We start from the raw sequence: 23,220 nt of genomic DNA, 5'->3' as shown, positions 1-23,220 counted from the left end.
TAACCTTTTTAACAATACAAAAAGGATATTCAATCTTTCTTTCTCAAGAAATGATTGGATATCCTTTTTTTTCATAGGCTACGCCTTCACTTACAATATGGGAGAAACCAATTTCGATATGGACTCCAGAAACCGAATCCGTAAGGAACGCTTATCATATTCCTCTAACGTCAACTCCATACAGCCCTCCATATCCTTCCAGAACGTATTTTCCAGCTTCTTCGCCGTCTCCGCATGATACATCAAGGCGTTAGTCTCGAAATTAAGCCGGAGGCTGCGAATATCGAAGTTGGCCGTCCCAACAGAGGCAACCTGCCCATCGACGATGATCGTTTTCGCATGAAGAAAGCCTTGATCATATAAGTAGCATTTCACTCCAGCTCGCAGCAATTCTCCTACATAATACAAAGAAGCCCAATGAACAAACAAATGATCTGCTTTCTCAGGGATCATGATTCTAACGTCAATGCCTGATAGAGCAGCAATGCGCAGCGCATTCAACATACTTTCTTCAGGGATAAAATAAGGAGTCTGCAAGAGGATTCTGCACTTCGCCATGTGAATCATTTTTAGGAATGTATACACGAAATGCGGCCATGCTTCATTGGGTCCACTTGCCACAATTTGCATGGGCACCTGTTCCAGGCTATTGGCTTCCGTATTATCGGGAAAATACTCCGGTTCAACTTCCATTTGCTGCACGGATGCTAAGTTCCAATCCAGAATAAATCTAGACTGCAAAGCGCGAACAACGCTTCCAGTTAAACGAAGGTGTGTATCTCGCCAGTACCCAAATCTCGGGTCTAAACCCAGATATTCATTACCAACATTGAATCCACCCATGTAGCCAATCTGTCCATCAATGATGACCAATTTACGATGATTGCGATAATTTACCCGATAGTTAAGAAATGGAATTCGCGATGGGAAAAATGCGGCTTTTTGCCCGCCAGCCTTTAGGAAATCACGAAAAAAGGAATCCTTCAAGGACCTTGAGCCAATATCGTCATATAAGAATTTAACATGGACACCCTGCTCCGCTTTCCTCGTGAGAGCTTCCATGATCTTCTGACCCAACGAATCATTCTTAACGATATAATACTGCATATGTATATGGGACTCAGCAGCTTCTATTTTCATCAGTAAATCACTGAATTTAGCCACACCGTCTGTGAAAATATGTACGCCATTATCTTGCGTGAGGAACGCATCATTCGTTGCGACATTCAGATAAATCAAATCTCGATATTGACTTACCATTGGATCAATATAGGGCAGCGTCCCGTCGATCAGCTGTTCCCGCTGCTCTGAAATGACGGTTTGCACTCTTTCCAGCATACGGCGGTTCCATTTATAAAGCTTTCTGCGGCTCAAATTTTGTCCGAGCATCACGTAGAGCAGGAATCCGAGAATCGGAATGAATAAGAGCACCATGAGCCATGACCAAGTTGCCGCCACATTTCGGCGTTCTAAGAACACAACCGTTATGGCGAGTAAAATATTGATCACAAAAACGACAGTTAGTACATGCGATAGCCAGTCCATAACACCACTCCAAACCATTTATATCAGCTCTTCACTATTATACCTGAATTTCGACAAATTAGGAAAAGACCCCCTATTCACGAGGTGAATAAGAGGTCATTTACAAGCTATCCTTTATGCTATTTTCTTAATTAGGCACAGTTTTCGCAAATAATAAACGCCGCCCACTTTAATGACATCATCCGAATAAGCTTCGATCAATGAACCTGCATCTTCCAATTCACCATCAAACCACACCTCTACAGGTGTTTGAAACAACATGCAGTGGTACATATCTGCATCCGTTAAACATACCTCAGTCCGGCTCATTATGAACAACTGCCTCTCCTAAAAAATTTCACCCGGTAATGTCTTTATCGACACGATTAGAGATAAAATGAAGAGGAACTAGATAGAAGAGACTGGAAGCATCATGCCTCCAGTCTCCTTTTAATCGTTGCTACTAACCATTTCTTTATAAAGTGCAATATACTGCTGGGCTGACTTTTTCCAGCTGAAATCGCATTTTTTCATATTTTGCTGAATTTTCAGCCATGCATCTCTATCATTCTTGTAGAAAAATACAGCACGGCGAATGATATGCAGCATGTCATGCGCGTTATAGTTGCTGAATGTGAATCCGGTTCCCTCACCCGTGAACTCATTGTAAGGCTGCACGGTATCCTTCAGTCCGCCTGTTTCTCTGACAATAGGTACAGATCGATAACGAAGTGCTATCAACTGCCCAATCCCACAAGGCTCGAATTGTGACGGCATCAAGAATAAGTCAGATGCGGCATAGATTTGATGTGCTAATGATTCATCGAAGTAGATTTGAGCAGACACCTTATCTGGATGTGTCTGAGCCGCATAACGGAACATTTGCTCATACCCATAGTCACCAGTACCGAGAACGACGAGTTGAATATCCAAAGCGAGAATCTCTGAAATGACATGCTGGATGAGATCAAGCCCTTTTTGCTGCACCAAGCGAGTGACCAACGCAATCATCGGTACATCTGCATTGACAGGCAGACCCAAGCGCTCCTGCAGAGCTAACTTATTCTGCTGCTTCTTCGGTAAGGAATCTCGATAATTCACAACTAGATGTGAATCAGTCATTGGATCGAACACATCATAATCAATGCCATTCACGATGCCCGTTAACTGATCTTTGCGATGACGCAGCAGGCTGTCCAGAAATTCACCATAAAAAGGTGTTTGAATTTCCTCCGCATAGGTCTGACTTACCGTTGTTATTTGATCTGAATAGAGGAGCCCGCCTTTGAGAAAGCTTGCGCCACCATGCAATTCAAGCGCAGTTCCTGAGAAATGATCGTCTGATAAACCGAACAAATCTTTTAATAAGGATTGATCAAACACACCTTGGTATTTCAAGTTATGAACGGTAGACATCGTCTTCATCTCGCTATAGAAAGGGAGATGTTGATAATGTGCCTTCAGCAGCACAGGAATCATACCTGTTTGCCAATCATGGCAATGAATCACATCCGGCTGGAAATCAAGTAACGGGAGCGCCTCAATAATCCCTCTGCAGAAGAACCCAAAACGCTCCGCCTCGTCACCGTAACCATAAATGCCTGGACGCTTGAAATAAAACTCATTATCCACGAAGTAAAAGGTGACTCCATCAAGTTGAAGCATCTCTATTCCGATGTATTGCTTTCTCCAACCGATGTAGACATCAAATGCGACTACCTTCGTCATTGCTTCCCGATAAACAGCAGGGATATCGCCATACTTAGGTAAAATAACCCGTACATCCAGTCCTTGACGAGTAAGCTCCTTAGGCAACGAGCCAATTACGTCAGCTAGACCGCCTGTTTTAATAAAAGGAACAGCCTCAGATGCGGCAAATAGTACTTTCATCTTCCTACTCCTCCAATGGATGTTTGAAAAGCCACCTTATGCAAAACGAAGCTTATTCAGAATGATTGGTCGGTGTCGAAGCTCGAACAAATGCCAGGAACTCAGGTAATCGTTCAAGCTTCTAGGCTTCTGAAAGCTGACTTTTCAATTTTATTTGATCTAGATCACTTTTGTTTTCGCAGCAATGAATGGTGCTTTGTTATCTCCAGTTAAGACACGTCCACGACTAATGAAGACATCCTTATCCAGGATTGCATTCTCAATGATCACATTCTCCTCAATCTCACAGTTTTGGAGAATGATGCTGTTCTTCACGTACGCGCCTTTACGGATCTTCACACCACGGAACAGGATACTGTTTTCCACTTTACCTTCGATGACGCAGCCGTTTGCGATGAGCGCGTTTTTAGCTGCTGCGGTATCCAAGTACTTCGCAGGCGGTTCATCTTTAACCTTCGTGTAAATCAGGTTTTTCTGGAAGAAGAGCTCTCTCCAAATCGCCGGATTAAGCAGCTGCATACTGTGCTTGTAGTAGCCTTGAATCGAGTTTACAATCCCTACATGACCTTCGAATTTGTATCCATACACACTGAGCTTATCAATGTTTTTCATAATGCCATCGCGGACCAAATGATCGTAACCTTGCGCTAAGCAAGATTCAACCATATCCAGCAGCAGCGCTTTGCTCATGATGTACATTTCCATTGAAATGTTGTTTGTACGCAATCTACCTGTGTGATCCTCCATGAGAGTCACTTGCCCGCTATCCTTGACCGCTAACCGACGGAATTTCCCTTGAATATCCTCATCTGTTTGCTTATAGATAACCGTAATGTCTGCTTGTGTATCCTCGTGATAACGTACAGCGTCACGCAGATCAAGGTTGCATACCATGTGGCTTCGTGAAATAATAACAAGCTCTTCTTTACCACGATAGAAATAATCTCTATGGCTATAGAATTGGTATAAATCACCACGTGAAATGCCTGTTGGTTCATTGAGCACAGATGGAAGCACGAACAAGCCGCCACGCTTCCGGTCCAAATCCCATTCTTTCCCAGAACCCAAATGATCCATGAGTGAACGATATTTATGTTGAGTGAATACTGCAACATTATCAATGCCGGAATTCACCATATTGGACAATGTAAAATCAATTAATCGATACCGGCCGCCGAACGGCACGGATGCTGGGCAACGAAAGTAGGTCAGTTCCTCCAAATCATCCGGTTCATTCACTAAATTAATGACACCCATCACATGTTTCACTCGACATCATCCCTTCTGATTGGCATTCCCTGATATCCGCTCATTGCCACCAATAAGTACAATTTCCCCTTTGCCATCTACCACAGCACCGTCTTCAACGACCGTGTTTTCGCCAATAATCGCTTTATTAATTGTTACGTTATTACCAATTTTGGCATTAGGCATAATGACGGAATCGCGAATCTGGCTTCCTTCGCCAACCTGTACACCGAAGAACAAAACGGAATGATCGACATCCCCGAATATCGCGCAGCCTTCATTCACGAGGGAACGCTTTATATTCGCAGTTGGCGCCACATACTGAGCCGGCTGGTAAGGATTTTGGGAGTATACCCGCCAGTCCTTATCATTTAAATTAAGCTCATTATTGTCGTCCAACAGGTCCATGTTCGCTTCCCACAGACTATCGATCGTACCTACATCTTTCCAGTAGCCATCAAATGGATAAGCGAACATTCTCGCCTCATCTTTCAGCATCATTGGAATAATATCTTTACCAAAATCTTTGCTGGAGTTAGGATTTTCTTCATCCTCGAGCAGATAAGACTTCAATACGCTCCAATTAAAAATATAAATGCCCATCGAAGCCAAGTTACTGTTCGCTTCTTTCGGTTTTTCTGCAAATTCAGTTATTTCTTGTTTGTCATTGACGCTCATGATACCGAATCGGTTCGTTTCCTCCCATTTAACTTCAATGACAGCAATCGTTGCGTCGGCTTTCTTCTCTTTGTGGTAAGACAGCATCAGATCATAGTCCATTTTATAAATGTGATCACCCGAGATGACCAAAACATATTCGGGATCATATTGCTCAATAAAGCCGATATTGCGATAAATGGCATTCGCGGTTCCTTTATACCAATCCCCGCCTTTTTGTTCCATGAACGGAGGCAACACCGTCACACCGCCATATTTGCGGTCAAGGTCCCACGAGCTTCCAATCCCAATATACGTATTGAGTACGAGAGGTTGATACTGCGTTAGAACACCAACGGTGTCGATCCCTGAATTCGTACAATTGCTGAGGGTAAAATCAATGATACGATACTTCCCGCCAAAATGAACGGCTGGCTTGGCTAAATTGTTCGTCAGAACGCCTAATCTTCGTCCTTCTCCTCCAGCAAGGAGCATGGCAACACATTCTTTACTGCGCATATCTGATTTCCCCCTTCAACTTCGTCAATCACAGTTTGGAATTCACTCACACATTTTATATAAACAGCCGCAAGCGGCGGAATACACAACGCTAAACTATTCGGCTGCCCGTGCCATGAACGCTTTTCACTGGATATAGGCTCTGAGTTACCTTGTCCAGAACCGCCAAACTCGGGTGCATCGCTGTTAAATACGACTTCGTACACACCATGCCGCGGAACACCAATTCGGTAATCCGGGTGTACCACAGGGGTGAAATTACAGACGAGAATCAAGTCATCCTCAGGCAATTTCCCTTTGCGCATAAAGGTCACAACGCTCTGGCTCTCATCATGAGGGTTGATCCACTCGAACCCATCCTGATGATGATCCAACTGCCACAACGCCGGTTGGTCCAAATAAAATTGATTAAGTGTCTTTACATAATGATGCATTTGACTATGTTTTTCGTATCCTTCAAGTAAAAACCAGTCAAGCTCCTCTAGATCCTTCCATTCGTCGAATTGCCCGAATTCACTGCCCATAAACAGCAGCTTTTTACCAGGGTGACCTGTCATATACCCATATAGAACGCGCAGGTTAGCAAATTTCTGCCAATAATCGCCTGGCATCTTATGAAGGAGTGAACGTTTACCATGCACCACTTCGTCGTGCGAAAGCGGCAGTACATAATTTTCACTAAAGGCATACATGAATGAGAACGTGATCAGCTTGTGATGATACTTGCGGTTAATCGGATCTAATTTCATATAACGCAGCATATCGTTCATCCAGCCCATATTCCACTTATAATTAAATCCGAGTCCTCCATCGTGGACAGGCGCAGTAACGAGCGGCCAATCGGTAGAATCCTCAGCCATCATCAGCGCATCAGGGTAGAAGGAGAAGACGGCCTGATTCAGCTTGCGCAGGAATGCGATCGCTTCGGGATTGTCATCCCCACCCCATTGATTCTTGATCGGTTCCTCGCTCCATCTGCCAAAATTCAAATGCAGCATAGAAGCCACAGCATCTACTCTAATCCCATCAATATGATACATGTCCATCCAAAATACAGCATTTGAGATTAAGAAACTTTGAACCTCGGGTCGACCAAAATCGAAAGTAAGTGTACCCCATTCCAGCTTCTCAGCTTTGCGAGGGTCTTCATATTCATACAGCGGCTTCCCATCAAACTGCCTGAGTCCATGACTGTCCTTACAGAAATGGCCAGGGACCCAATCCATTATGACCCCGATACCCTTCTGATGACACCGATCAACGAAATGCATGAATTCCTTCGGAGTACCGTGGCGGCTGGTTACGGAGAAATAGCCTGTTGCTTGATAGCCCCAAGAGCGGTCAAACGGATGCTCCGCCAACGGCATTAATTCAATGTGCGTATACCCCATTTCAACTGCGTAATCCACTAGCTCTTCAGAAAGCTGATCATAGGTATATAAATCTTCACTATGTCGGTCCTTTTTGCGCCACGTACCCAGATGAACCTCATAAATGGATAGTGGCTTATTGTAAGCGGGACTTTCCTTTTTCTGCTGCTGCCATGCCTGATCCTTCCATTCGTAACCTTCTAGATCAACAACACGCGATGCGGTACCCGGACGTAACTCCGAATAAAAGGCATATGGGTCTGCTTTCAACAAAATCTGGCCTGTCTCGCTATGAATTTCAAACTTGTAATAATCGCCTTCACTTGCTTCTGGAACGAACAATATCCATACGCCAAGTGTACTAAACTTCTCCAAACGATGTGTCCCAGATTGCCAACTGTTGAAATCACCAAGCAAGTAAACCTGTTTGGCATGAGGTGCCCATACGGCAAAACGAACTCCCTCTTGCCCTTTTGTTTTGCTTACATGCGCCCCTAAGATGCGATAACTGTGGTAAAGGGATCCTTCATGAAGCAGAAACAAATCTTCTGAGCTAGGTATACCAACATTTGCCCCCACGTTATCCCTCCTTAAATCGACCTGATTTCGTCAAAACTGGATTTTACTTATAATCACCTTACGTAACAAATACAACAAGCAAGCAAAGAATCCTTCATTTTTACATTAAAAAAAAAAGGAAATTACTCAACCGTTGGTGAATTATTTGAGGGACATTATATCGAGAGGTGGAACACTAATAATGAAAGATAAAGTAAAGGGACTTATCGTTGGTCTAACGATCGGTTCCGTATTAAGCGGAACCGTAGCATTCGCAGCAAACAGTCAAATTGAAGTAGCATTCCGAAGTCTTAAGTATATGTTTGACGGTGTTGAGAAAGCGCCTTCCGAAGCTAAAGGATTTATTTATGAAGGTTCTACCTATGTACCCCTTAGATTTGTAAGTGAAGCTCTTGGGAAAAAGGTTGAGTGGGACGAAGAAAATGAAACCATTTGGATCGGCAACAATCCTAGGCATGTGGTTGCAAACTACAAGGGTGGAATCGTGACCAAGGGTGAATTTGATACTTTCTTTGCTTTGCAAGCGCTCTTCAATGGAGGCCATGCTGCCTCTAAAGATGACCCAGAGTACCAAAAAAGTGTGATAAGACAACTCATTCAAAACCGAATTCTTTTCGGTAAAGCATCTGAGGCAGACCAGAACGCTGCCAAAGACGGTGCTGTTAAGCAAATCGCTGCTTGGAAAAACCAATTTGGCGAAGCGAAGTTTCAGGATGATTTGAAAAAGGTGAATGTAAAGGAATCGGATCTTCAGTACTTTTTAGTGGGCAGCATCGGTGCACAAAATTACATCAAGTCCAGTATTTCCGATGCCCAGTTAAAAACTAAATATGATGAAACACTCAAAGTAGATAAAGATGCTTATACCATTGCCTCCGTGCGTCACATTTTGATTGGATTGAATGACCCATCAAGCTCAGATAACAAAGTTCTTCGTACGAAAGAGGAAGCACTTAAACGTGCTAAAGAAGTTCAACAGAAATTAAAGAACGGTGAAGATTTCGCCAAACTGGCCAAAGAATTCTCAGATGACCCAGGTTCTAAAGATGCTGGTGGTCTTTATGCGGATGCCGATGTAAGTCAGTGGGTACCCGAGTTTAAGAAAGCAGCTATCGAGCAAACGATCGGAACAATTGGTGACCCCATCGCGACAGATTTCGGCTATCACGTTATTAAAGTAGAAGCCAGATCCGTTAAATCTTTTGATTCTGTGAAAGAACAGCTGAAAGCTGCGCTTGAACAACAGCAATTTCAACAATTTGCAGAAAAAGAACTGAATGATTTGATTGAAAAGATCGATTTAGGTCAATAAATGGTGTACAATGAATGTTTGTTAAAGTATACAAGTTGAAGGATGGAATGCAGCATGTTTTATGCAAAAGACTGGGTTGATTATGAGCTCCTCGATACAGGCGGCGGCGAAAAGCTCGAGCGATGGGGCACGATCGTCCTGAGAAGGCCAGACCCACAAATCATTTGGCCGTTACAAAAAGAAACGCCGGCATGGCGTCAAGCTGACGCCCATTATCATCGCAGCTCCAGTGGCGGCGGACAATGGGAGCAGCACGCAGAGCTTCCTGAGCGCTGGACGATTAACTATGACCAGAAGTTGTCCTTCTATATTAAGCCAACCAGTTTCAAGCATACGGGCTTATTCCCTGAGCAAGCAGTCAACTGGAAATGGATGATGGACAAAATCCAAGGAGCCGGACGTCCCATCAAGGTACTAAACCTGTTTGCTTATACAGGTGGAGCTTCACTGGCCTGCGCTTACGCAGGTGCCGAAGTTTGCCATGTGGATGCCTCCAAAGGAGTCGTTCAATGGGCTAAGGAAAATCTGCATCTGAGCGGCCTAGGCAGCCGTCCTGTTCGTTTTATCACGGATGACGTATTCAAATTCGTACAAAGAGAACAGCGCCGCGGAAGCAAATACGATGCGATTATCATGGATCCTCCCTCCTACGGACGCGGACCCAATGGTGAGACTTGGAAATTAGAAGATGACCTCTTCCCTTTCATTGAGACTTGCCAATCGATTCTGACGGACAATCCGTTGTTCCTGTTGATCAACTCTTATACAACGGGTATCTCGGCCACTGTGCTCCAGAACATTTTAAGCATGGCGATGAAAGCCAAGCATGGCGGCACGATCTCCAGTGGCGAAATCGGCCTGCCGATCACCCACTCCGGCTTGATGCTCCCTTGCGGTATTCTGGGACGCTGGGAGGCGTAACGGTGGCAGCATCTAGAGATGGCTCGGGAGCATCACAAATTCCGATACTGTTCGAAGACAACCATATTCTTGTGGTTGAGAAGCCCGTCAACATGCCTACGCAGGAAGACGATTCACGCGATCCTGATCTGCTGAATGTGCTGAAGGCAGATCTGAAGCACCGTCATAACAAGCCCGGCAATGTATACCTCGGGCTTGTACACCGGCTTGATCGTCCCGTTGGCGGCGTGATGGTATTCGCCAAAACGTCAAAAGCCGCGTCCCGACTATCTGACGCGGTAAGATCGAGGCAGCTCGACAAGACGTACGTCGCCGTCGTGCACGGCAAGCCGCCACAGCCGTCCGCTACGCTGCGCAACTTTCTTTGGAAGGACACGCGGACGAATACCGTCAGCGTGGTCAGAGAAGGCCAGCAGGACGCCAAGGAGGCTGTGCTGGACTATAAGCTGCTCGGCAGCCAAGAAGGGCTCAGCTTGATCCAGATCAAGCTGCATACCGGGCGGCCGCATCAGATCCGCGTGCAGCTGGCAGCCATCGGCTGCACGCTCTACGGCGACCAGCGCTACGGCAGCGCGGTCAACAAACCCGGCCAGCAGCTAGCGCTGTGGGCCACGGCTCTTGCCTTTGAGCATCCAACGCTCAAAAAGACGCTGCGCTTTCGGTCGCTGCCGCCGATGCAGCGGCCATGGAGCGCATTTACACTCCCCGAGTTGTAAATTCGTCTCAAACCCTTGGGTCGCTATTAATTGGCGACCTTCCCAAGCAAATAAATAAGCAATTTCTGATTATGGGCGGAAACGCGGCTCAGGTATGAATCCAAAAGATGTTCCCGGATTCTCATACCTCTCTCGCATTCCGCCTTTCCTTTGTCCGTGACGTTGACCCAAACGATACGGCGGTCCTTCTCATCCCGCTCTCTTACGATCAATTCACTTTTCTCCATCCGATCTAATAGTGTTGTCACAGCTGCAGGCGTTGTGGATAAATATTCGATTAAATCAGAAGGCTTCATCCGTTCATTCGTCATAAGCAGCTCTAACACGTTAAGCTGTCCTTCCGTAATGGTAGGTGCTAAACCTACCTCCATCTGGTTTTTCAATTCCTTAGACAATTTCAACCATAGCTTCCCAAATTCATCGGAATACAACCTCATCAACTCGCTTCCAACATCTCCTAAGGCAAGTATAGCATGCCTTTTCTTTGGTTTAAAGGTTAATGCCATTAATATTTTCAGACAAAAGCTGCACCGTTTGAGACATGCTGTGGCTTGCTGTCGATCCCTCCATTACTTTGTCCGATTAACAAGAAATCGCCCAAGCTTCTCGACTTCTTTTAACACCTCGCCCACTTCTTACATATACTGTGATGCAGGTATGTACATTTTTTACTAACGAAAACAGTTTCTATGGCTTCGTAATTATCACAAAAAGTCTATCTTACGAGGCTAGTTTTCTTAGAAAACTCAAAGGAGTGGTTTAAGGTGGAAGCTTGGAAAATAGAGCTTGGCAAAAAGGCACTGGAGGCTGGCATAATGAAAGACCCACAGTGGCTGGATCGATTAGACGAACCGATGCCCCTGTGGGTCCTATTGGAGTTAGCTTTTATGCTCATTGAGAAGCTGGATCCACCTACAGTCAGCTATGATTGAGGGAATCTCAGGATCTCTACGATCGCATCTGTTTTGGAAACAGGTATAAGTTGTTTACCTTGTGCTTTTCGATCCTCCAGAGGTGCTGTCTCTGTTGAGAAACGCAGCTTCTCCCCATTACTCATGACGGCAGTAATGAGATAATCCATTTTCACGATAAATGTGCGAATTAACGCTGAACCATTAGGTCTCACACGCTTGCCTTCTTTAAATTCGAAGGTAAGTATGCCCTTCCCGCCGCGTCCTTGGATCGGATAGTCCACGACTAGGGAACGCTTCGCATACCCGAGGTCCGAGATGACCAACACTTCTCCCTCATCCCCATAAATCCACTCGGCTGAGACGACTTCATCGTCATCCTTGAGTTGGATGCCGCGCACACCAGCGGCCGCACGGCCCATCGGGTTCACTTCCTCCTCACGGAAACGGATACTCATGCCCTGCTTTGTGACAAGCAAGATTTCCTTCGTATTGTCACTTAGATGTACTTGAAGGACTTCGTCATTCTCACCGATTTTACAAGCCACGATTCCGTTTGAGCGGTTCGTCATATATTCTTTCAGCTCTGTACGCTTCACTTGTCCTTTGCGTGTGACGAATACAAGCGACTTGGTCGGATCCTCAAAGCCCTTGACCGGAATAACGTTAACGATGCGATCTTCCTTGGCAATAGGAATGACATTCACAATCGCGGTGCCGTTCTCTTTCCACTTATACTCAGGCACTTGGTGGACAGGCAGCAAGTAATATTGCCCCTTCTTCGTGAAGATCAGCAAGCTTTCGATCGTATTCACGTCGAGCAGGAAGCGCAAGTAATCGCCTTCCTTCAGTCCTGTATTTTCGAGTTCTCCGCCTGATCGTGTGAACGAAAGCTTGCTCGTCCGTTTCAGGTAACCTTCATTGGATAACGTAACGAGGACATCTTCCGCGTTCACAAGTACCTCGAGATTAACCTTCAACTCTTCCACTTCACCCTGGATATCCGAGCGGCGGTCGATGCCATATTTCTTACGAATTTCACCCATTTCATCTTTGATAACACCTAACAACTTCTTCAAGCTGCCAAGAATACCACGTAAATAGGCAATCGTTTTCTCTACATCTTTCAACTCTTTTTCAAGCGTTGTAATTTCTAAATTCGTTAATCGGTATAATTGCAAAACAAGAATAGCATCTGCTTGTCGCTCTGAAAATCCAAACTTCTCAACAAGGTTATTTTGCGCATCTTGCCGATTCTTGGAAGCTTTAATCGTTGCGATAACTTCGTCCAGAATGTTAAGAGCTTTGACAAGTCCCTCTAACACATGTGCGCGGTCTTCGGCTTTCTCGAGCTCGTATTGAGAACGGAACGTAACAACTTCCTTTTGATGACCAATGTAAGCTTCAAGAATTTCACGAATACCTAATTGACGAGGCGCTTTATTCACAATTGCAACCATATTGAAATTGTAGGTCACTTGCAAGTCTGTCTTCTTCAGTAAGTAAGCCAAAATACCCTGGGCATCGGCTTCCTTCTTAAGCTCCACGACAATACGTAACCCATTACGACCGCTTTCATCACGTACTTCGGCAATACCTTCGATTTTCTTCTCAAGCCGAATGTTCTCCATGGCAGTAACCAGTCGAGATTTGACAACTTGATAAGGAATTTCCGTGATTACAATCTGTTGTCTGCCGCCGCGCATATCTTCTATCGCTGTTTTGGAACGTATGTAAATACGGCCTTTCCCCGTGCGATAAGCTTCGCGAATGCCATCTTCACCCATGATAATGCCGGAAGTCGGAAAATCGGGGCCTTTGACGATCGTCATTAATTCTTCGACTGTAATCTCAGGCTTGTCGATCATGGCTGTGCAGGCATCAATGATTTCACGTAAATTATGAGGTGGAATTTCCGTTGCGAACCCAGCCGAAATCCCGCTAACACCATTCACGAGTAAGTTCGGATACCGCGCAGGGAGCACGACAGGCTCCTTCGTAGAATTATCGAAATTATCCTTGAACATGACCGTACGTTTCTCAATATCGCGCAGAAGTTCCATTGCGATCTCAGAAAGTCTAGCCTCTGTGTAACGCATAGCTGCGGGCGGATCATCATCTAGTGATCCCCAGTTTCCATGGCCATCCACAAGTGTATGGCCCATCTTCCAAGGCTGCGCCATACGAACCATACCATCATAAATGGAGGCATCTCCATGCGGATGGTAATTCCCCATGACATCACCGACGGTTTTGGCCGATTTGCGATAAGGCTTATCAGGGGTATTGCCTGAATCGTACATCGCGTACAATACACGTCGTTGTACAGGCTTCAAACCATCCCTTACATCTGGAATCGCGCGATCCTGAATAATATATTTAGAATAACGCCCGAAACGATCGCCAACGATCTCCTCCAGAAAGGCAGGTAAAAACTCTTCTAATATGTTCATCTTTCATTCACCACTCTTTTTGGTCTACTCTACATATTCGGTAAAATCGACGTTCTCGATAATCCACCGCTTGCGTGGATCTACCTTATCACCCATCAATGTTGTTACTCGTCGTTCCGCTTTAGCGGGATCTTCAATCTGTACTTGCAGCAAGGTACGGCTTTCCGGATTCATCGTCGTTTCCCACAACTGCTCCGGATTCATCTCACCAAGACCTTTATAACGCTGCAGCTCGGTATTCTTACCAAGTTCTTTGACAACAACCTGTAGTTGATCGTCGGTCCAAGCGTACTTGTATCCACCATTCTTGCCTTTTCTAGTCACTTTATAAAGTGGTGGTTGTGCGATAAACACTTTACCCTGATCGATCAATGGCTTCATATAGCGGTAAAAGAAGGTCAAAAGCAGGACCTGAATGTGCGCACCGTCTGTGTCTGCATCTGTCATAATAATAATTTTGCCGTAATTCATCTCTTCGGATTCGAATTCAGAGCCAACTCCAGCCCCAATGGCGGCGATGATCGCTTTGTATTCATCATTTTTCATAATATCGAGAAGCTTGGATTTCTCGGGATTCATCGGTTTTCCTTTGAGCGGCAGTATTGCCTGGTGCTTGGAATCACGTCCTTGCTTCGCTGAACCGCCGGCGGAATCTCCTTCGACAATGAACAACTCATTGCGTTGCAAATCCTTCGATTGTGCAGGGGTTAGCTTACCATTCAGGTTCGAGCTCTCACTCTTTCCTTTTTTACCGCTGCGAATTTCTTCCCGCGCCTTACGAGCAGCTTCCCGTGCTTTGGAAGCTTGTACAGCCTTCTTCAGCATCATTTGCGCAATTTGCGGATTTTCCTCCAAGAAAACAGTCATTTTATCAGAAACAACCGCATCCACTGCACTTCTTGCATTAGCGCTTCCAAGCTGATCTTTCGTTTGACCAACGAATTCGACATCACCCATCTTGATATTGATAACAACCATCATACCTTCACGAAGGTCGGTACCATCAAGATTTTTTTCTTTTTCTTTGATAATGCCCCCTTTACGGGCATATTCATTCATGACACGTGTATAAGCTGTCTTAAAGCCGGTCTCATGCGTACCGCCGCCGCGAGTAGGGATTGAGTTTACGAAGGAAGCAATCGTTTCCGTGTAGCCATCATTGTATTGCAGGGCTACCTCTACTTCGATTTCATCCTTTTCTGAAGCAAAGTGAATCACAGGATGAAGAACTGTTTTCTCCTCATTCAGGAATTCAACAAATTGACTCGCGCCACCCTCATATTGGAAAGTGTCTAGCTTATCAGACCGTTCGTCTTTCAAGTTTACGAGAAGTCCTGAGTTGAGGAAAGCAATTTCTTGCAGACGTTCAGCTAAAGTATCGTAGTTTATGGTTGTTCCGCCTTGAAATACGCGTTTGTCAGGCTTGAAAGTTACTTTCGTTCCTGTGCGATTGGTATTTCCTACGACCTCAAGTCCGGTAACCGGTTCACCCACGTGCTCGATCCCTGAATCGTCGACCCAGTATTCAAAGCGCATTTTATGCACCTTGCTATCTCGGTAAATTTCTACTTCCAGCCATTCGGATAGAGCATTTGTTACCGATGCGCCAACACCATGTAGTCCGCCAGACTTCTTATAGCCTGTTCCACCAAATTTGCCGCCGGCATGTAAAATAGTAAATACAACTTGTGGAGTTGGCACGCCGGTCTTATGCATTCCGGTTGGAATCCCCCTACCATTATCCTGAACCGTAATGGACTGATCTTTATGTATCGTCACATTAATCTTGGAACAATGTTTGGCAAGATGCTCGTCAACCGCATTGTCCACGATCTCCCAGATCAGATGATGTAGACCCGATGCACTTGTACTACCAATATACATCCCTGGTCTTTTACGAACCGCTACAAGCCCTTCCAGGACTTGTATATCATCAGCCTCATAATTCGACGTTGGGGCTATTCCTTTCGCAAATTCTAGCTGCTCGGACATTGAAGCCCTCCTTTATCTAATATAACCGTTAATTCAAAACATCTTTTCGTGAAAATACCGTAAATGAAACAATAAGTGAAGCGATCGCCCACACACTTAAAACGCTAAGTGAGAAGGTCAAGTCCATCCCTTTAATTGGCGGAAGGCCTCCTGTTAAATATTTAGTTAAGTCCAAATTGACCATAAACAAATATTTCGCAGTTTCCCAAGACGACACCATGTTCGAAAGAATGGTTCCTGATATTAATACGGCAAGCATGACCCCCATACCTGCTGCTGTGGAACGAATGAGAACGGATAGCATTAGTGACATGAGTGCTACGACTAATGCTGAGAACCAAACCAATCCAAACTCCATGATAAGAAAGAACCATTGATCAACTGCACGTACAAGACTGAAATCCACTTCCGTACCTGTCAGCTTAATACCTGTAAATACCGGCATCGTCCAACCGTTATAGCCGAAAACAACCCCAGAAATCAAATAACATAAGACGCCAGTGGACAATACCGTTAGCGAAGTAAAGAAGACAACCGTAATTAATTTACTCAATAGGATTTTCCATCGCCGGACCGGTCTTGTCAACAATAATTTAATAGTCCCCGTAGAATGCTCAGATGATACGATGTCAGCGGAAATGACCATGATAATGAGCGGAATGAATAAACCAACCGCATTTTTCACAAACTCGCGTGTAAAAGTAACCGCATTCGGTGTACTCGGATCTACATCCTTTTCAAGATAATAGTTAGCGATTTGAATTTGCACTCTAAGCTGTTGTTTCCACTCATCCGGCGTTCGTGCTGAGCTTAAACGCTTTTCCCAGTCGGCAATTTTCTGCCGTTGATCCGCCTTCCAGTCCGTCGTACCAAACTGCTTTTGTGTATTTTTGGCAACTCGCATTTGAGCATAAGTGAACATAGGGATTAATGCAAGAAGTATAAGTAGGATAACATAAAAGCGTTTTTTCTTAATCATTTTAATACATTCATTCTTAACAAGGGCATATAAAGTAAGCAATTCTTTCACCTTCCCCTATTCAATTCTTTCACCTTTGGTTAGGCTCAAGAACAAATCTTCCAGTGTTGGATTTTTGATTTCTACAGCAAAGAGGCTAATTCCTGCTTCCATCAAATGCTGACTTAGCTGCGGGACGTTTTCCTTATCCATCAGTGTAACGATTTGTTTTACCGCCACGGGTAAGCCTATTGGACTTTCTTGAGAAATTTCCTCAATGGCATGCACGAGTGGCGACGCCTCTAAAAGCCCCTCGGCCTTGTCGGCCGGAGACACGGTCCACACGACTTTGCCGCCTTGAGCGACCAAATCATCGACGGCTCCCACTTGTATAACTTCACCATGACTAATAATGGCTACGCGATGGCACATTTGCTGAATCTCACTAAGCAAGTGACTGGACACGAACAAGCTAAGTCCACCCGCAGCCAAACGCTGAATGAACTCCCTCATTTCCTTAATCCCTTGTGGATCAAGACCATTCGTCGGCTCGTCCAATATCAATAAACTAGGCCGTCCAAGCAGTGCCTGTGCAATACCAAGTCGTTGACGCATACCTAGGGAATAAGTACGTACCTTATCATGAATACGTTGATCCATGGAGACGATCTCAACGACCTCTTGGATCCGTTTCTCATCGACATTAGGCAGCATTCTTGCAAAATGCTCGAGATTTTCCCAACCTGTCAAATAGGAATACAGCTCGGGATTCTCGACGATACAACCGACATGGCGCATCGCTTGATTATGCTCCTTGCGAACATCGTGCCCACAAATCTGAATAGACCCTTCAGTCGGACGTATTAAATCAACGAGCATGCGAATCGTCGTTGTTTTACCTGATCCATTGGGTCCTAAGAAACCAAAAATCTCACCCGCGTATACATCAAATGATATCCCTTTAATAATCTCTTTATTTTTAATTCGTTTTTTTAAATTTTTCACAGATAAAACCGTTGTTGGAACCGCTGCTACAGCCATCTGCTTGGCCTCCCCTACTTCAGAATTTGTACAATCCGATCGGCAATGCGCTCATAGCCGTCCCCGTTAGGATGAAAATGATCGGCTGAAGACAAATATTTGATCAAATTTTGTTCAAACAAATCATAGGTTGGGACAATAGCCATTCGAGGATAACGATTCATCATCTCAAAGACACTGTTATTCCATCGCTGTACAATAAGCGAACCTTCTTTTTTGGGATCTAAATCAAGAAAAGGATGATATAAGCCAACATACAACACAGTTGCATTCGGATTGGCCTTATTAATTGCTTGAATAACCTTATCCATTTTGGCCAGCGCAGGTTCTACGCGTTTCAGCGCACCCTCGGGGTTAAACTCCGTCTGATTTTCTCCTTTAAAAAGCCCGTCCCCGCCGGCAAAAATATCATTTCCACCAATCGTGAGTAAAATGATATCCGCCTGAGCCAGTGCGTCCTGCGTCTTTTTAAGCGCTAAATCAGAGAGAAGCTGGTCACTCTTATAGCCTGGAATCGCCAGATTATTAAGTACGAATACCGGCTTACCGCTTTCCTTCTCCAGCTTTTCGCGGACACGTCCTACGTAACCCTTGCCAGTATTGTCGCCTGTTCCTGCAGTCAATGAATCACCAAGAGCAACAATCTGAAGCTTACTTTTACTCTCAATCATTGTTTCTTTCTTTGGTGTAGTCGCTACAAGATTGAGGTCTCCGGATGCTTTGGGAAACCATATTTGATTCGCCGCGTAAGCAAAGCCTACTGCGAAAACAATCGTAGATATCGAGGCTGTAAGGCCAATTGCGCCCCACATAAAGCGTGATGATCTCAAGGAAGTCCCCTCCTGCGAATAAATGGCATAATTCACTCTAAGAGTATAGCTTCTTGAATAAATTTGCAAACATTACAATACGGAACGGACCCAAAAGAGATCTTTGGGTTAGCACTTTCATTTATTTTGAAAATGTATACTGGTTTCAAAAAAGCTGGCTGTATTATAACAAAAATGCGGATCAGGCAGAGCCAGTGCTGTCTGAGACGTCCATTTGGGATGCTCTTGGCAGTTCGATACCGTATTGGGTGCTGAAACTGCTAAAAGTATGCTAAAACCATGGCTAGACTGGTAAAGGTAGGCTGAGAAGATGTTATCCGAGCTTTCAGTTGAGTCAGGAATGATGCATTGGCGCATAGGCTCGGAAACTGAGCTTTCACCCGCTGTTTACCGAGATAAGCTCGAAAACCGAGCCTATTGTATACCAAAACCATGATGAGGCTGGTATGCGTAAGCTGAGTAGCCTTTTTCATCAACACCAGACATTCACTTCCGTGCACAAACTTGCTGTATTCACCGAAAAAAGCCGTTTAACCGCCGCAGCAGTTAAACAGCTTTTTCTCGGAACGTTAAACCGCATCCTGCAAAAATTTGTATTGGGCTTGAATAAGTCCAAAGTAAATCTTTTGTTCTTTCATGAGTTCCTCATGATTACCGATCTCCATCATACGCCCATGATCGAGCACTACGATTTTATCAGCATTCCGAATCGTAGAAAGTCTGTGCGCGACGATAAAAGAGGTTCGACCAGCAAGCAGCGTTTTGAGAGCTTCCTGAATTTTGAGCTCAGTATCCGTATCAATACTAGCTGTTGCTTCATCCAGGATGAGAACACGAGGATTCGCAAGCAGTGCGCGAGCGAAGGAAATCAACTGACGCTGACCCATCGAGAGTACGTTACCGCGCTCTTGAACCTCTGTATCATAGCCACCTGGCAAACTCATGATAAAATCGTGTGCATGAACAGCCTTAGCTACAAGCTCAATCTCTTCATTCGTAGCATCTAGTCGACCGAAGCGGATATTCTCCCGAATCGTGCCAGAGAAAATAAACGTATCTTGAAGCACGACGCCGATCTGAGACCGTAAGCTTTGGATAGTTACATGACGAATATCTTGGCCATCGATAAGTATTTTGCCTTCATTTGGGTCATAGAAACGGCATAATAAATTCATAATCGTACTTTTACCCGATCCTGTATGACCAACCAGCGCGATGGATTGACCAGCCTGTACATCCAGATTAATGCCGTTGAGTGCTGGTCTCCCAGGCTCATATTCAAACACAAGATTCTCAAACTTCACATTCCCTTGGATACTTGATAGATCTTTAGCACCCTCGATTTCAGCCACAGTAGGTTCCTCATCAATAAACTCGAAGATCCGCTCCGCTGAAGCCATAGCAATGAGCAGTTGCGAATACATTTGTCCTAACCGCGTAATTGGTTCCCAGAAATAGCCTATGTAAGTAGCGAAAGCAACCAACAAACCGACCGATATTTCTTCCGTTTGAATTAAATGAGCGCCTAGCCAGAACAGAATGCAATAGCCAACAGCTCCCGTAATTTCAATGAGAGGACCAAACGATTGATTGAGCATCGAAGCACGGTTCCAAGACAAACGATTGACCATATTCATTTTCGTGAAGAATTGAATATTTTCTTTTTCTTGTGTATAGGCCTGTGTAACCTTGATGCCTTGTATACATTCATTTAAATGCGCATTCAGACGGGATTGCTTCATCGTCACGTCCTGCCAAGCACGACGAATCTTTTTCCGAAGCTGAGTCGATATGAGGAACATAATTGGAACCGTCACGATGATCGCTGCGCCTAATTTGAAATTAAACGTCAACAAAATAATAATAATGCCGCAGAGCTGTACAACATCAATTAATAAGTTAACAACACCGTTCGTGAACAAATCTTGCAAAGAATTCACGTAGTTCGTTACTCGAACGAGCACCGAGCCTGCCGGGCGTGTATCGAAGAAACGAAACGACAGCTTCTGAATATGACTGAATAAATCATGACGGAGATCGTAGATGACGCGCTGACCAATCATATTCGTATATTTAATACGGAATGTATTGGCTAGCCATTGAATGACATATACGGCAAACATGATCCCAACAATTAGGAAAAGTAGATTCTTATCCTTCGGAATGATGGAATTATCAATGGCTTCACGAATGAGCAGCGGAATGGTCAGCTTGGTGATTGCTCCTACCAACATCATAATGATGATAATAGGCAGCATCTGTTTCTTATAAGGCTTCATATAACTAAATAAACGTTTTAACTGACCCCAATCAAAAGGCTTTTCAATCAGTTCATCATCTTGATATACGAATCGTTGCCCCGCTTGGGAATCTTCTCTTTTGGCAGATGCCTCGGTTTGCGCCGAATTAGTACTCAATGTGCTAACCTTCTTTCTTGCGATGGAGAATGGTTTATCGTATCCAAATCCGGATCCTTTGTTGCCGCAGCCTGGCTGCTTGCAGCCGATTTCTGAGGCCCATCCGCATACTGAATATGATAGGTTTGACGGTAAAGACCTTCCTGCTGCAGCAGGTCCTGATGTGTGCCTCTTTGCACAATCCGACCTTTATCCAGAACAATAATTTCATCGGCATGCTTCAAGGAAGAAATCCGGTGAGCAATGATGAATGTTGTACGCCCTTTCATAACCTCGCCGAAGCCTGCTTGAATCTCATGTTCCGTTTCCATATCAACCGCGCTTGTCGCGTCGTCTAGAACGAGAATTTTAGGATCCTTGATAAGCGCCCGAGCGATGGCAATCCGCTGCTTTTGACCGCCAGACAAGCCTAGTCCGCGCTCGCCAACAACCGTGTCATACCCTTCCGGAAGCTCCATAATGAAATCATGCGCTTTGGACAACTTAGCTGCTCGAATAATGTCATCCATCGTCACATCTTTACGTCCATAAGAGATATTGTTGCGGATGGTAGATGAAAACAAGAATGTTTCTTGGAAAACAGTAGCAATCTGATTGCGATAGCTCTCTACTTGTAATGAGCGAATATCTTGACCATCTAACATAACCTTGCCTTCTTTAACGTTATAGGCCCTCATTAGCAAGGAAATGACTGTTGTTTTACCCGAGCCTGTGCTGCCTAGGAGACCTATAACAGAACCAGGAGGAGCATCAACTGAGAAATCATAAAGTGCAGGCTGTTTTTCCGGATAAGAAAAAGTGACATGATCAAAACGCACATGACCTTGTACATGTTCACTCTTCAAAGCAATCGCATCTTGTTGATCTTTCACATGCATGTAATGATTCAAAACTTCCAAAATTTTCTCGCCAGAAGCTTTGGTTTGTGTAAAGTTATTGATATGAAAGCCCAGACCCCACATCGGTCCAATAATGTACCAGATGAGACTGAAGCAAGCAACGAGTTCACCTAGTGTTATGGTATTCTCGATCACCATGTATCCGCCAACTCCGAGCAAAGTAACGACACTTAAATTCGCCAAAATCTCCATGATCGGAAAATACTTCGCCCAGATCCCTGAGGTTTCGATATTCATGGCCTTATAATCCTCATTGCGTGCTGAAAACTTCGTTACTTCATGAGGTTCTCGTGCAAACGACTTCACCGTTCGAACCCCAGTGATATTTTCTTGTACCGCAGTAGTCATCGTACTGAGAGATTGACGTACCATCCGAAAAGCTGGATGAATTTTACCTTCAAAACGAATTGCGGTAAATGCCAGAAAAGGCATCGTTATCATCGTAAGTAAAGCCAGCTTCCAGTTAATCGAGAACATCATCCCCATGCCGAAAACCAGCATCAACATCACATTTAGGAGCTGAGCAAAGCCGAAGCCGATAAACTGTCGAATGGCCTCCAAATCAGCAGTCAATCTAGACATTAAGTCCCCTGTTCTTGCCTGATCATAGTATTGAAAGGATAAGTACTGAAGCTTGTTGTACAGCGCATTACGCAAATGATACGCGACGCGGTTACCTAGACGACCTCCGCATAAGCCATGAAGAAATTGAAACATCCCCTTCATTGAAACGACCACTACGACAACAAGTGCTAATCTGGGAACGAGTTCAAATTGTTTCTGCGTGATTACGTCGTCGATTAAATACCGTAATAAATTCGGATAAACGAGACCGAGCGCGGTTGCCACCGCTAAACATGCAATTGCTCCAAAAAATAATTTTTTCTCTGGCCAAAAATACGGCTTCAGTTGCCTGAACACTTCCACTTTGGGGCCCCCTCCTCAAGAAGGATAAATTGGAAAAGCTTAGAAAGCGTTTTATT

The 23,220-nt window shown here is 44.6% G+C and carries 19 protein-coding genes; 5 read left to right on the top strand and 14 right to left on the bottom strand.

Translation table 11 applies throughout. The annotated features are described in order from the left end of the window. Positions 1-90: 90 nt before the first annotated feature. The 6 genes from cls to glgB all read right to left on the bottom strand — a co-directional run bounded on the left by cls (position 91) and on the right by glgB (position 7,787). Entirely contained in the window at positions 91-1,545 is a 1,455-nt protein-coding gene (gene cls / locus QFZ77_RS19360; RefSeq protein ID WP_307441915.1) for a cardiolipin synthase, read from the bottom strand. A 114-nt stretch (positions 1,546-1,659) separates the two neighbouring features. After that, positions 1,660-1,854, bottom strand: a complete 195-nt coding sequence (locus tag QFZ77_RS19355; RefSeq protein ID WP_171692658.1) for a hypothetical protein — start codon at positions 1,852-1,854, stop codon at positions 1,660-1,662. Between the two features lie 120 nt (positions 1,855-1,974). Beyond that, positions 1,975-3,414 carry a glycogen synthase GlgA gene (glgA, locus tag QFZ77_RS19350; protein ID WP_307441913.1) on the bottom strand — a complete coding sequence of 480 codons (1,440 nt, stop codon included), beginning with the start codon at positions 3,412-3,414 and terminating at the stop codon, positions 1,975-1,977. A gap of 159 nt (positions 3,415-3,573) precedes the next feature. After that, on the bottom strand, positions 3,574-4,683 hold the full coding sequence (glgD, locus tag QFZ77_RS19345; protein WP_047674386.1) for a glucose-1-phosphate adenylyltransferase subunit GlgD: 1,110 nt from the start codon (positions 4,681-4,683) through the stop codon (positions 3,574-3,576). Between the two features lie 6 nt (positions 4,684-4,689). Further along, positions 4,690-5,838, bottom strand: a complete 1,149-nt coding sequence (locus tag QFZ77_RS19340; protein ID WP_307441911.1) for a glucose-1-phosphate adenylyltransferase — start codon at positions 5,836-5,838, stop codon at positions 4,690-4,692. Next, a complete protein-coding gene (glgB, locus tag QFZ77_RS19335; RefSeq protein WP_307441909.1) occupies positions 5,781-7,787 on the bottom strand; it encodes a 1,4-alpha-glucan branching protein GlgB in 2,007 nt (668 codons plus the stop codon). The genes QFZ77_RS19340 and glgB overlap by 58 nt, the downstream gene beginning before the upstream one ends. Before the next feature lie 181 nt (positions 7,788-7,968). Between glgB and QFZ77_RS19330 the strand changes: the two genes are divergently transcribed. Genes QFZ77_RS19330 through QFZ77_RS19320 form a run of 3 tightly spaced genes read left to right on the top strand, consistent with a single transcriptional unit; the run spans position 7,969 to position 10,736 of the window. Further along, a complete protein-coding gene (locus QFZ77_RS19330; protein ID WP_307441908.1) occupies positions 7,969-9,099 on the top strand; it encodes a peptidylprolyl isomerase in 1,131 nt (376 codons plus the stop codon). Positions 9,100-9,153: 54 nt separating this feature from the next. Then, a complete protein-coding gene (locus tag QFZ77_RS19325; protein ID WP_307441906.1) occupies positions 9,154-10,020 on the top strand; it encodes a class I SAM-dependent methyltransferase in 867 nt (288 codons plus the stop codon). A gap of 2 nt (positions 10,021-10,022) precedes the next feature. Then, entirely contained in the window at positions 10,023-10,736 is a 714-nt protein-coding gene (locus QFZ77_RS19320; protein ID WP_307441905.1) for an RluA family pseudouridine synthase, read from the top strand. A gap of 26 nt (positions 10,737-10,762) precedes the next feature. On the opposite strand, the gene QFZ77_RS19315 is transcribed toward QFZ77_RS19320, so the two are convergent. After that, a complete protein-coding gene (locus tag QFZ77_RS19315) occupies positions 10,763-11,167 on the bottom strand; it encodes a MarR family winged helix-turn-helix transcriptional regulator (protein ID WP_307449649.1) in 405 nt (134 codons plus the stop codon). Between the two features lie 333 nt (positions 11,168-11,500). On the opposite strand from QFZ77_RS19315, the gene QFZ77_RS19310 reads away from it, so the two are divergent. Then, the gene (locus tag QFZ77_RS19310; protein ID WP_200957347.1) at positions 11,501-11,668 is read left to right on the top strand and encodes a hypothetical protein; all 168 of its coding nucleotides are present in this window, start codon (positions 11,501-11,503) and stop codon (positions 11,666-11,668) included. Here the strand turns inward: QFZ77_RS19310 and gyrA are convergent. From gyrA to QFZ77_RS19285, 5 genes are read right to left on the bottom strand one after another with little or no spacing between them, the layout of a single operon-like run. Further along, entirely contained in the window at positions 11,659-14,100 is a 2,442-nt protein-coding gene (gyrA, locus tag QFZ77_RS19305) for a DNA gyrase subunit A (RefSeq protein WP_307441903.1), read from the bottom strand. The genes QFZ77_RS19310 and gyrA overlap by 10 nt on opposite strands. A gap of 24 nt (positions 14,101-14,124) precedes the next feature. After that, entirely contained in the window at positions 14,125-16,092 is a 1,968-nt protein-coding gene (parE, locus tag QFZ77_RS19300) for a DNA topoisomerase IV subunit B (RefSeq protein WP_307441901.1), read from the bottom strand. 28 nt (positions 16,093-16,120) lie between these two features. Further along, positions 16,121-17,113, bottom strand: coding sequence for an ABC transporter permease (locus QFZ77_RS19295; RefSeq protein ID WP_307441899.1), 993 nt, complete (start codon positions 17,111-17,113; stop codon positions 16,121-16,123). A gap of 15 nt (positions 17,114-17,128) precedes the next feature. Continuing rightward, a complete protein-coding gene (locus tag QFZ77_RS19290) occupies positions 17,129-18,091 on the bottom strand; it encodes an ABC transporter ATP-binding protein (RefSeq protein ID WP_307441897.1) in 963 nt (320 codons plus the stop codon). A 14-nt stretch (positions 18,092-18,105) separates the two neighbouring features. Then, entirely contained in the window at positions 18,106-18,921 is an 816-nt protein-coding gene (locus QFZ77_RS19285) for a GDSL-type esterase/lipase family protein (RefSeq protein ID WP_307441896.1), read from the bottom strand. Between the two features lie 53 nt (positions 18,922-18,974). Here QFZ77_RS19285 and QFZ77_RS19280 point away from each other — a divergent pair, with 53 nt between their 5' ends. After that, complete coding sequence (locus QFZ77_RS19280; RefSeq protein WP_307441894.1) at positions 18,975-19,196, top strand: hypothetical protein; 222 nt, start codon at positions 18,975-18,977, stop codon at positions 19,194-19,196. Positions 19,197-19,490: 294 nt separating this feature from the next. Here the strand turns inward: QFZ77_RS19280 and QFZ77_RS19275 are convergent, their stop codons facing one another. Further along, positions 19,491-21,338 carry an ABC transporter ATP-binding protein gene (locus QFZ77_RS19275; protein WP_307441892.1) on the bottom strand — a complete coding sequence of 616 codons (1,848 nt, stop codon included), beginning with the start codon at positions 21,336-21,338 and terminating at the stop codon, positions 19,491-19,493. Continuing rightward, on the bottom strand, positions 21,335-23,164 hold the full coding sequence (locus tag QFZ77_RS19270) for an ABC transporter ATP-binding protein (protein WP_307441889.1): 1,830 nt from the start codon (positions 23,162-23,164) through the stop codon (positions 21,335-21,337). Before QFZ77_RS19270 ends, QFZ77_RS19275 begins: the two co-directional genes overlap by 4 nt. Positions 23,165-23,220: the final 56 nt, after the last annotated feature.

Source organism: Paenibacillus sp. V4I3, from assembly GCF_030817215.1.
GTDB lineage: Bacteria > Bacillota > Bacilli > Paenibacillales > NBRC-103111 > Paenibacillus_E.
This window is presented reverse-complemented; position numbering and strand designations above follow the sequence as displayed.

Excerpts from the sequence above, each read along its gene's own strand:
- cls (WP_307441915.1), bottom strand. The coding sequence starts at position 1,545 with ATGGACTGGCTATCGCATGTACTAACTGTCGTTTTTGTGATCAATATT.
- QFZ77_RS19355 (WP_171692658.1), bottom strand. The coding sequence starts at position 1,854 with ATGAGCCGGACTGAGGTATGTTTAACGGATGCAGATATGTACCACTGC.
- glgA (WP_307441913.1), bottom strand. The coding sequence starts at position 3,414 with ATGAAAGTACTATTTGCCGCATCTGAGGCTGTTCCTTTTATTAAAACA.
- QFZ77_RS19340 (WP_307441911.1), bottom strand. The coding sequence starts at position 5,838 with ATGCGCAGTAAAGAATGTGTTGCCATGCTCCTTGCTGGAGGAGAAGGA.
- QFZ77_RS19330 (WP_307441908.1), top strand. The coding sequence starts at position 7,969 with ATGAAAGATAAAGTAAAGGGACTTATCGTTGGTCTAACGATCGGTTCC.
- QFZ77_RS19325 (WP_307441906.1), top strand. The coding sequence starts at position 9,154 with ATGTTTTATGCAAAAGACTGGGTTGATTATGAGCTCCTCGATACAGGC.
- gyrA (WP_307441903.1), bottom strand. The coding sequence starts at position 14,100 with ATGAACATATTAGAAGAGTTTTTACCTGCCTTTCTGGAGGAGATCGTT.
- parE (WP_307441901.1), bottom strand. The coding sequence starts at position 16,092 with ATGTCCGAGCAGCTAGAATTTGCGAAAGGAATAGCCCCAACGTCGAAT.
- QFZ77_RS19290 (WP_307441897.1), bottom strand. The coding sequence starts at position 18,091 with ATGGCTGTAGCAGCGGTTCCAACAACGGTTTTATCTGTGAAAAATTTA.